This window comes from Roseibium sp. QJM3NY_11 (assembly GCF_056173175.1).
Map to the genome: position 1 here is coordinate 205,424 of NZ_CM149660.1, position 9,577 is coordinate 215,000.

The 9,577-nt window shown below is 60.2% G+C and carries 7 protein-coding genes, 1 tRNA gene and 2 rRNA genes (1 of these 10 only partly in view); 7 read left to right on the forward strand and 3 right to left on the reverse strand.

What is annotated here, in order from left to right:
- Nucleotides 1-23 precede the first annotated feature (23 nt).
- The 7 genes from AC0VX3_RS00870 (at nt 24) to AC0VX3_RS00900 (ending at nt 7,470) form a co-directional block, all read left to right on the forward strand.
- A complete protein-coding gene (locus AC0VX3_RS00870) occupies nt 24-995 on the forward strand; it encodes an ABC transporter substrate-binding protein (RefSeq protein WP_475523150.1) in 972 nt (323 codons plus the stop codon).
- A 65-nt stretch (nt 996-1,060) separates the two neighbouring features.
- Entirely contained in the window at nt 1,061-2,581 is a 1,521-nt protein-coding gene (locus tag AC0VX3_RS00875) for a sugar ABC transporter ATP-binding protein (RefSeq protein WP_475523151.1), read from the forward strand.
- Nucleotides 2,578-3,561 (forward strand): ABC transporter permease, encoded by a 984-nt coding sequence (locus AC0VX3_RS00880; protein WP_475523152.1) that lies wholly within the window; start codon nt 2,578-2,580, stop codon nt 3,559-3,561. The genes AC0VX3_RS00875 and AC0VX3_RS00880 overlap by 4 nt, the downstream gene beginning before the upstream one ends.
- Nucleotides 3,562-3,564: 3 nt before the next feature.
- Complete coding sequence (locus AC0VX3_RS00885) at nt 3,565-4,563, forward strand: ABC transporter permease (RefSeq protein WP_475523153.1); 999 nt, start codon at nt 3,565-3,567, stop codon at nt 4,561-4,563.
- Entirely contained in the window at nt 4,563-5,672 is a 1,110-nt protein-coding gene (locus tag AC0VX3_RS00890) for a mandelate racemase/muconate lactonizing enzyme family protein (protein ID WP_475523154.1), read from the forward strand. The genes AC0VX3_RS00885 and AC0VX3_RS00890 overlap by 1 nt, the downstream gene beginning before the upstream one ends.
- The gene (locus AC0VX3_RS00895) at nt 5,669-6,703 is read left to right on the forward strand and encodes a zinc-dependent alcohol dehydrogenase (protein WP_475523155.1); all 1,035 of its coding nucleotides are present in this window, start codon (nt 5,669-5,671) and stop codon (nt 6,701-6,703) included. The genes AC0VX3_RS00890 and AC0VX3_RS00895 overlap by 4 nt, the downstream gene beginning before the upstream one ends.
- A complete protein-coding gene (locus tag AC0VX3_RS00900) occupies nt 6,700-7,470 on the forward strand; it encodes an SDR family oxidoreductase (RefSeq protein WP_475523156.1) in 771 nt (256 codons plus the stop codon). The genes AC0VX3_RS00895 and AC0VX3_RS00900 overlap by 4 nt, the downstream gene beginning before the upstream one ends.
- Nucleotides 7,471-7,979: 509 nt before the next feature.
- Here the strand turns inward: AC0VX3_RS00900 and AC0VX3_RS00905 are convergent.
- The 3 genes from AC0VX3_RS00905 to AC0VX3_RS00915 all read right to left on the reverse strand — a co-directional run.
- Nucleotides 7,980-8,056, reverse strand: a tRNA-Met gene (locus AC0VX3_RS00905).
- A gap of 52 nt (nt 8,057-8,108) precedes the next feature.
- Nucleotides 8,109-8,223: ribosomal RNA gene (rrf, locus tag AC0VX3_RS00910) — 5S ribosomal RNA — on the reverse strand.
- Nucleotides 8,224-8,667: 444 nt separating this feature from the next.
- Nucleotides 8,668-9,577: ribosomal RNA gene (locus tag AC0VX3_RS00915) — 23S ribosomal RNA — on the reverse strand; it runs 1,815 nt beyond the window's last position.

Consider the following 9,577-nt stretch of genomic DNA (forward strand, 5'->3'; position numbering starts at 1 on the left):
GCCGCACCAAAGTGGAGGAAAACATGAAACGGACTCTCTTGCTGGCAACCGCCATCGCATTCGGCGCAATGACGTCAATGGCCGCTGCGGCCGGCCTGCCCCCTCTGGAGGTGAAGGAGCGCTACAAGGTCGGCTTCTCCCAGATGGAATCCAACAACCCCTGGCGCATAGCTGAAACCAAATCCTTTCACGACACGGCGGAAAGCTGCGGCTGGGATCTGATCGCGACCGATGCCGCCGGATCGGCAGCCAAGCAGGTTGCGGATGTCGACAGCATGATCGCCCAGGGCATCGATGTCCTGTTTTTGCCGCCTCGTGAGGAAAAACCCCTGATCCCCGCCGTCAAGAAGGCCAAGGCCGCCGGCATTCCGACCTTCCTGGTCGACCGCTCCGTCGATCCGAATGCAGCCAAGGCCGGCGAAGACTATGTCTCCTTCCTCGGCTCCGACTTCATCGACCAGGGCAAACGTGTCGCCGAATGGACCATCGAGAACTTCAAGGGCGACAAAGGCGTCATCGTCGAACTGGAGGGCACCACCGGTTCGTCGCCGGCAAACGACCGCAAGAAAGGGTTCGACGACCGGATCCTGCAGGACGAGCGGTTCGAGATCGTTGCCTCACAGACCGGCGATTTCGCCCGGGACCTCGGCCGCCAGGTCATGGAAACCCTGCTGCAGGCGCACCCGGACGTGAACATCGTCTACGCGCACAACGACGAAATGGCCATCGGTGCGATCCAGGCCCTGGAACTGGCAGGGCGCAAACCCGGCGAGGACGTTCTGGTCGTGTCGATTGACGGCACCCGCGACGCGCTGCAGGCGATTATCGACGGCAAGATGGGCGTTACAGTGGAAAGCTCTCCGTTCTTCGGACCGCTCGCCTGCGCCACCATGAAACGCTACGCCGCCGGCGAAACCATCGAACCCTGGGTTCAGGTAGAGGACCGCATCTTCACTCCCGAGAATGCTGCGGACCACATCGACGAAGCCTACTGAACCCGTCTTCCGGGAGGGATCCTTCCCTCCCGGCTTTTTCATTCATCCAGACACCAGGAGACGATATGGCCCCGCTGCTTGCCATGTCAGGTATTGCCAAGCATTTTGCAGGGATCCCGGCCCTCAGGGGGGCGTCTCTGGAAATTTCTCCAGGAGAAGTTCATGCGCTGATCGGCCAGAACGGGGCCGGCAAGTCGACATTGATCAAGATCCTGACCGGTCTCTACCGGCGCGACGGGGGTGAAATCTCCCTCGCCGGCGAACCGAGCCACCTGACCTCACCCCGGGAAGCGCAACAGGCCGGGATCGCGACGATCTATCAGGAACTCAACCTGGTGCCGCTTCGCTCCGTCAGCGAGAACGTTGTGATGGGGCAGGAACCGCGCACCCTCGGCCTGATGATCAACTGGCCCGAGGCACACCGCAGAACCCGTGAAATCCTTGCGCGCTTCGGCATAGACATTGACGTGACCGCGCCGCTCGGCAGTTTCTCGACGGCAATTCAGCAGCTCGTTGCGATCGCCAGGGCCGTTTCCATGGACGCAAAGCTCGTGATCATGGACGAGCCAACGTCCTCTCTCGACAGTTCCGAGGTCGAGATCCTTTTCGGCGTCGTGCGCGAATTGAAGTCCTCCGGCGTTTCGGTGCTCTATGTCTCGCATTTCCTCGACGAACTCTTTCAGATCTGTGACCGGGTCACCGTCATGCGGGACGGCCAGACCGTCGGTTCGAGATCCATTTCCGGCACCACGAAACTCGACCTGATTGCCGCGATGCTCGGGCGCAACGCCGATGAGATTGCCGCAGAAGGCCTGACGGAACTTTCCGGAGGCGATGCCAGTTTCGAGGAAGTTGTGCTCGACGTCGAACGAACAGCGACCGGGCCTCGCCTGTCCGATTTTTCGATGACCTTGCACAGGGGTGAAATTGTCGGCCTCGGCGGACTGCTGGGTTCGGGCCGAACCGAGGCGGCCAGAAGTCTCTTCGGCGTCGATCAGCTCACACAAGGGCAGATGACGCTGAAAGGCGCGGCGTTCCGGCCCGCAGATCCATCGGCGGCCATCCGCGCCGGGATCGGCTTCCTGACGGAGGACCGCAAGGAGGAAGGCATAATCCCGCATATGTCGGTTCGGGAAAACCTGACGCTTGCGCTGCTTCCTGCCCTCAGGCGCAACGGTCAGGTTGACCGGCAGGCCGAAAGGGAGCTGGTTGCCGGGTTCATCGCGAAACTCGGTATCAAGACCGCACATATGGATCAGCCGATCCGGGAGCTTTCCGGCGGCAACCAGCAAAAGGTCCTGCTGGCACGCTGGCTGGCAACCAGACCCGACATCCTGATCCTGGACGAACCCACACGCGGCGTCGATGTCGGCGCGAAACGGGAAATCCAGTCGATCATTCGCAACTTCGTCGACGAAGGCCACGCCGTCATCCTGATCAGTTCCGAGTTCGAGGAACTGGTGGAAGGCGCCAACCGCATCGTGGTGATGCACGAGGGCCATGCGGTTTCGGAACTGACCAACCCCGGGATCACCGAAAATGCGCTCGTCAAGGCGCTCGCTCACCATGAGGAGGTCGGCAGATGACAAGTCTCATTTCCGATGAACCCCGCCGTACCGACCTGTCCACGCGACTGAAGAACAACGGCGGCCTCGTCGCACTGGCGGTTATCCTGATCTTCAACATCGTGGTGACACCCAACTTCCTGCAGGCGCAGACGCTAGCGGTCAACATCTCGCAGGTGGCGACGATCGCGATCGTCGCGATGGGCATGACGCTCGTGATTGCCACCGGCGGCATCGATCTTTCCGTCGGGGCCGTCATGGCGTTGTCGGGAGCGCTGGCCCCGCTGATCTTCCAGTCCGAGCTGGGAACCGCCTACCCGGTTCTCGGGCTCGTCGCATCGCTGTTCCTTCCCCTTGTTGCCGCGCTTGCCTGTGGCCTGTTCAACGGCACGATCATCGCCGTCTTGAAGGTTCAGCCCATCATCGCGACCCTGATCCTGTTCATCTCGGGCCGGGGCATTGCCCAGGTCCTGACAAACGGCAACCTGCAAACCTTTTCCAATCCGGAATTCAGCTATCTCGGCACCGGCAAGATCCTCGGTTTTCCCTTCCAGGGCTGGCTGGCGATTGCGATTGCGATTTTCCTGTTCTGGCTCGTCAACCGCACGATTTTCGGCCGGTACCTGCTCGCCATCGGCGGCAACGAACGCGCAGCGAAACTGTCCGGCGGTCCGGTGCGCAAGGTCAAGATCGGCGCCTATGTCATCTGTTCGATCCTGTCGGGTCTTGCCGGCCTCATCGTCGTTGCGATCAATTCCGCCTCGGATGCCGCCCGCAACGGCAACCTGATGGAACTCGACGCCATCGCCGCGGCGGTTGTCGGCGGGGCCCTGCTCCAGGGCGGCAAGGCGCCGATCTTCGGGGCGATCCTCGGTGCCGTGATCATCCAGCTGGTGAAATACACGCTGCTTGCAAACGGTGTCGAGGACGAGGTCGCCCTGATCGCCAAGGCCGCCATCATTCTCGCCGCCGTCTACATCCAGCAAGCGCGAAAGGAATGAGACGTGCTTGATCAGTCCGCTTTCGACCTACGAAAATACATCTCCCGAAATCCGCAATCCGTTGCTGTCTGGGTGGCGCTCGTTGTCCTGATCGTGTTCGGATTGTTGCGCTACGACAATTTCGGCGGCGCCTACAACATCACATCCTTCCTCAATTACAACGCGATGTTCATCGCGATTTCGGTCGGCATGTGTTTTGTCATCCTGACGGGTGGCATCGATCTGTCGGTCGGTTCGGTGGCCGCCTTTACCTCCGTGGTCGCCGCCTATCTCAGCCCCTACGGGATCGAGATCGCCATGCCGCTCGCGATCCTGTCCGGGATCGGCTTCGGCCTCTTCAACGGTGTCTGCATCGTCTACCTGCGCATCCCTCCATTCATCACCACGCTGGCAACCATGCTGGGGGCGAAAGGCGGGTCTCTGGTGATTTCCGGCGCGCAGACGATTGCGGTCGACTGGGGATCCAACTTTACCCGGCTCGGCATGGAACAGGCGTTCGACCTCGTGCCCTGGTCGATCGTGATCGTCGCCATTCTGATCGTCGGCCTGTGGTTCGTTCTTGAAATGACGAGCCTTGGAAGAACGGTCCTTGCGGTCGGTGGCGGCGAGGATGCCTCCGTCATGATGGGTCTCAAGGTGAACCGCGCCAAGATCTTCGTCTATGCGCTCTCCGGCGGCTGCGCGGGCCTGGCCGGTGTGTTTCTCGCGTCCGGCTTCGGCGCCGGTCAGCCCCTGGAAGGCGTCGGCTGGGAGCTCTCGGCAATCGCGTCCGTCGTCGTCGGCGGCACGCTGTTGACCGGAGGCCTCGGATCGATCCCGGCAACGGTCGCCGGAGCGCTGCTCCTCGGCCTGGTGTTCAACATCCTCAATTTCGAAAACGGCAAGGGCTGGATCAGTTTCAGCGCCTACTGGCAAATGGTCATCCGCGGAGCATTCCTCTTCGCCGTCATCCTTTTCCAGACGCGTATCATGAACCAGCAGACAAGAACGGGGCACGCCTGATGAGTACGATAACGAACATCCAGACCCAGCTGTTCCATGTGCCGCTCGCGGAAGTACTGGTGGATGCAAAACACGGCAACCATACGCTGTTTGAACTCATAACCGCGACGGTGACCCTCGACGACGGCAGCACCGGAACCGGCTACACCTACACCGGCGGCAAGGGCGGGCATGCGATCGCGTCCATGATCCAGCACGACCTGGCACCGTTTCTGATTGGCCAGGACGCAAGCTGCGTCGAAGACCTCTACGAGGCCATGCAATGGCACGTCCATTACGTAGCGAGAGGGGGGATCGCCTCCTTTGCGATCTCCACGCTCGACATTGCGCTTTGGGACCTGAGGGGCAAAAGAAAGGAACTGCCGCTCTGGCAGCTGGCCGGAGGTGCCGGCAACCGCTGCAAGGCCTATTGCGGTGGCATTGACCTGAACTTTCCCCTGCCGAAGCTTCTCAAGAGCATCCAGGGCTACCTCGATCGCGGTTTCAACGGCGTCAAGATCAAGATCGGCCAGCCTACCCTGGCCGAAGACGTCAGCCGCGTATCGGCCGTCCGGGACCTGATCGGTCCGGATGTCGCCTTCATGGTCGACGCCAACTATTCCATGACCACCGACCAGGCAATCGCGGCCGCGCGCGCCTTCGAACCCTTCGACCTGCTGTGGTTCGAGGAACCGATCATTCCGGACAACTACCAGGGCTTCGCCCAGATCGCCGACGCGACGGGTATGCCGCTGGCCATGGGCGAAAACCTGCATACGATCCACGAATTCGAATACGCCTTCGAACAGGCGAAGCTGAGCTTCATCCAGCCGGATGCCTCCAATTGCGGCGGGATCACCGGATTTCTGCAGGTCGCCGACCTGTCCAGGCGGCACGGCATTCCGGTCTGCAGCCACGGCATGCAGGAACTTCACGTCAGTCTCGTTTCCGGCCAGTCGAATCCAGGCTGGATCGAGGTCCATTCCTTCCCCATCGACCAGTACACGATGCGGCCCCTCCAGGTGAAGGCGCATCTGGCCCAGGCGCCGGATGAACCCGGCATCGGGGTCTCCTTCGACTGGAACCTGCTCGCCCCTCACCAGATCCTCACGCACCAGAGGTCCAAATGATCAGCAAGGCAGCCGTCTACCGCGGCGACAAGACATTCACGCTTGAAGAAAAAACAGTTACGCCTCCAGGTCCCGGAGAGCTGCAGATCAAGGTCGCCTACTGCGGTATCTGCGGGACCGATCTGCACATCTATCTGGGTCATATGGACAAGCGGGTCGGTTTCGAGCGCACCATCGGCCATGAAATGTCCGGGACGGTTGCTGCCATCGGCGACGGTGTGACAGGCTACAGGGCGGGTCAGCCCATCGTGGTGCGGCCGCTGGACCATTGCGGCACATGCCCTGCCTGCACAGCCGGCCACCAGCACATCTGCCACAATCTGAAATTCATCGGCATCGATTCCGAGGGCGCCTTTCAGGAATTCTGGAACGTGCCCGCGCATACGGTCCACGTCCTGCCGAAAGGGCTCGATCTGGCACATGCAGCCCTGATCGAACCTCTCGCCGTTGCCTGTCACGACGTGCAGCGCGCGCAGGTTGCCCTTGGCGAAGACGTGCTGGTCATCGGCGGCGGACCGATCGGCCTGCTGGTGGCTCTGGTCGCCCGACAGGCGGGTGGCAAGATCGTCATAAGCGAGATCAGCGAAAACCGGCTCGCCTATGCTCAAAAGCTCGGCTTCAGGACCATCAACCCCGGGAAGGACGATCCGGTGGCACGGATCAACCAGATGACGGGAAACAAGGGAGCGGATGTCGTCTTCGAGGTGTCCGGCAGTCAGCCGGGCGTCGACCTGATGACCGCCGCCGCCGCGACCCGCGGACGGATCGTGATGGTCGCCATTCACGCCAACAAACCCGTTGTCGACATGTTCCAGTTTTTCTGGCGCGAACTGGAGCTGTTCGGCGCCCGCGTCTACAGGCCGGAAGACTACGACGATGCCATGAAGTTTCTGGCGGAGGGTGTTGTCGACTGCGCCTCGTTCATCACCGACATTCAGCCGCTCGAGGATATCCAGGCAGCGTTCGAGGCGCTCACGGGAGATCCGAGCGCCATCAAATCCATGATCAAGATAGACGGAAACCCGCAATGAGCGTTCTGGACAAATTCAGCCTGACCGGCAAGACCGCCCTGGTGTCCGGCGCGCGGCGCGGGATAGGAAAGGAGATGGCGGTCGCCCTTGCGGACGCAGGCGCAGACATCATCGGCGTCAGCGCCAGCTTGGAAACCAGCGGCAGCGACGTCGAAAGGGAGGTCCGGGCGCTGGGGCGGGAGTTTCACGGCTATCAGTGCGATTTCGCCGATCGCGAGGCTCTGAAAAGCTTCATTGCCGATGTCAAAAAGCAGCACCAGGTCATCGACATCCTCGTCAACAATGCCGGCACGATCCGGCGCGCGCCCCTCACCGAACACACCGACGCGTTGTGGGACGAAGTCATGGAGGTCAATCTCGCCTCCCAGTTCATACTGTCTCGCGAGATCGGCGAGACAATGGCCCGGCGCGGACATGGCAAGATCATCTTCACGGCCTCCCTCTTGACATTCCAGGGTGGTATCACCGTCCCTGGATACGCGGCCTCCAAGGGCGGCATCGGACAATTGACCAAGGCATTCGCCAACGAATGGGCGTCGAAGGGCGTGAATGTGAACGCCATTGCTCCGGGTTACATCGCGACCGACAACACCGAGGCATTGCGCAAAGACCCGGTGCGGTCTAAGTCGATCATGGACAGGATCCCCGCCGGCCGATGGGGCGATGCGGAAGACTTCGCAGGGCCGGTGGTTTTCCTCGCCTCAAGCGCCTCTGACTACATGCACGGCACCGTCATGACCGTCGACGGCGGCTGGATGGGAAGATAGCCCGAACCGAGCCCGGCCAGGAACCGCGACAACGCTCCCGGGCGGGCCGGCATGCCCATGTTCGCAATTGATTTCAGCGCCTGAAGTCGTTTTTCCTGCTTGCCGGCTCTGCCCTCTGCCCTCTGCCCTCTGAATAAGGACAACCTGGGAGTCCCGGCCGGAGGCGGTCCGGAAAGGAGCTTTGTTTTGTTTTTTGAACGCCAGCACGCCCGCTGGTTTCCCCTTCGGGCTTTTGATTTGTTTTCGTTGTCAGGGTTTGTTTTGTGCCTTTCTTCGCCGGGTTTTTCCCTTCTTGAAGGGGCGCACGTCAGTTCTGACCGGCATCCGTTGAGCAACAAAAAACCCCGCCAGCTATTCTGACGGGGTTGTTATCTGGTTTCGGGAGGTTGATTTGAGTGTTTTTTTGTCCCCCTGCGTCGGGGGTTGCCCTTCTTGCGGGCTGCTGGCCAGGTTAAAATCTGTATTCGTTACCAAAAAAAAAGCCGCCCTTTGTGGGCGGCTTTATTATTTGGTTGCGGGAGCAGGATTTGAACCTGCGACCTTCAGGTTATGAGCCTGACGAGCTACCGGACTGCTCCATCCCGCGTTAATTGGGTATTTTTGTTGAAGAGATTTTTTTGTCAAACTGCGTTTTGCAGGCCTGGCGGCGACCTACTCTCCCACACCTTAAGATGCAGTACCATTGGCGCTGGGGAGTTTCACGGCCGAGTTCGGGATGGGATCGGGTGGGGGCTCCCCGCTGGGGCCACCAGGCCGGCGAAGCGCAGTTTGCTTGGTAAAACTGGTCTGTTTGTTTGTGCTCACGGTTGAGCGGGCCTTTGGCCCTAACCTGCGCAGGCGCGGCCAATTGTGGCCGACGCGCGGTCGCGCTTTGCGAACCTATCGGTTCGGCTCTTTTCCCTTGCGGGTTTTGAGCGTGAAGCGCTGAGAACAAACTGGTCTTATCGATGATTTTGATGTGATTGGCTGTTTTCGGGCTGCTTACTGCCGGCGTTGCGAGGGAACGACTGTTCCGAGCGCAGCGAAGGCAAGGCCAAGCGGCCGCCGGCCGGTCAGGCCGCGTGGTTCCCAGGACAGGTCGTTAAGGACCGGTACGTCCGTGAGAACAAAACAAACAATCAGATTGAAGGGTCCGGATGGGCCAAACCGTAGGTTTGGCACGATGCGCACCCTTCAAGATGAGCATTGACTAATGAGAGGATCAAGCCGAACGAGCTATTAGTAAAGCTAAGCTCCATGCATTGCTGCACTTCCACACGCTTCCTATCGACGTGGTGGTCTTCCACGGCTCTTCAGGGAGAACTGGTTTTGAGGTGGGTTTCCCGCTTAGATGCTTTCAGCGGTTATCCCTTCCGTACATAGCTACCCTGCAATGCGGCTGGCGCCACAACAGGTCCACCAGAGGTACGTCCATCCCGGTCCTCTCGTACTAGGGACAGATCCTCTCAATTCTCCTACACCCACGGCAGATAGGGACCGAACTGTCTCGCGACGTTCTGAACCCAACTCACGTACCACTTTAATTGGCGAACAGCCAAACCCTTGGGACCTGCTCCAGCCCCAGGATGTGATGAGTCGACATCGAGGTGCCAAACAATGCCGTCGATATGGACTCTTGGGCATCATCAGCCTGTTATCCCCGGCGTACCTTTTATCCGTTGAGCGATGGCCCTTCCACGAGGGACCACCGGATCACTATGGCCGACTTTCGTCTCTGCTCGACTTGTCAGTCTCGCAGTCAGGCAGGCTTATGCCATTGCACTCAACGAGCGATTTCCGACCGCTCTGAGCCCACCTTCGCGCGCCTCCGTTACCATTTGGGAGGCGACCGCCCCAGTCAAACTACCCGCCACACACGGTCCCGGATATGGTTGTACCGCGGTTAGATATCCATGACGACAAGGGTGGTATTTCAAGGGTGACTCCACCTCAGCTGGCGCCAAGGCTTCAACGTCTACCACCTATCCTACACATGTCGTGACGAATACCAGTGTGAAGCTGTAGTAAAGGTGCACGGGGTCTTTCCGTCTGACCGCAGGAACCCCGCATCTTCACGGGGAATTCAATTTCACTGAGTCTATGCTGGAGACAGCGGGGAAGTCGTTAC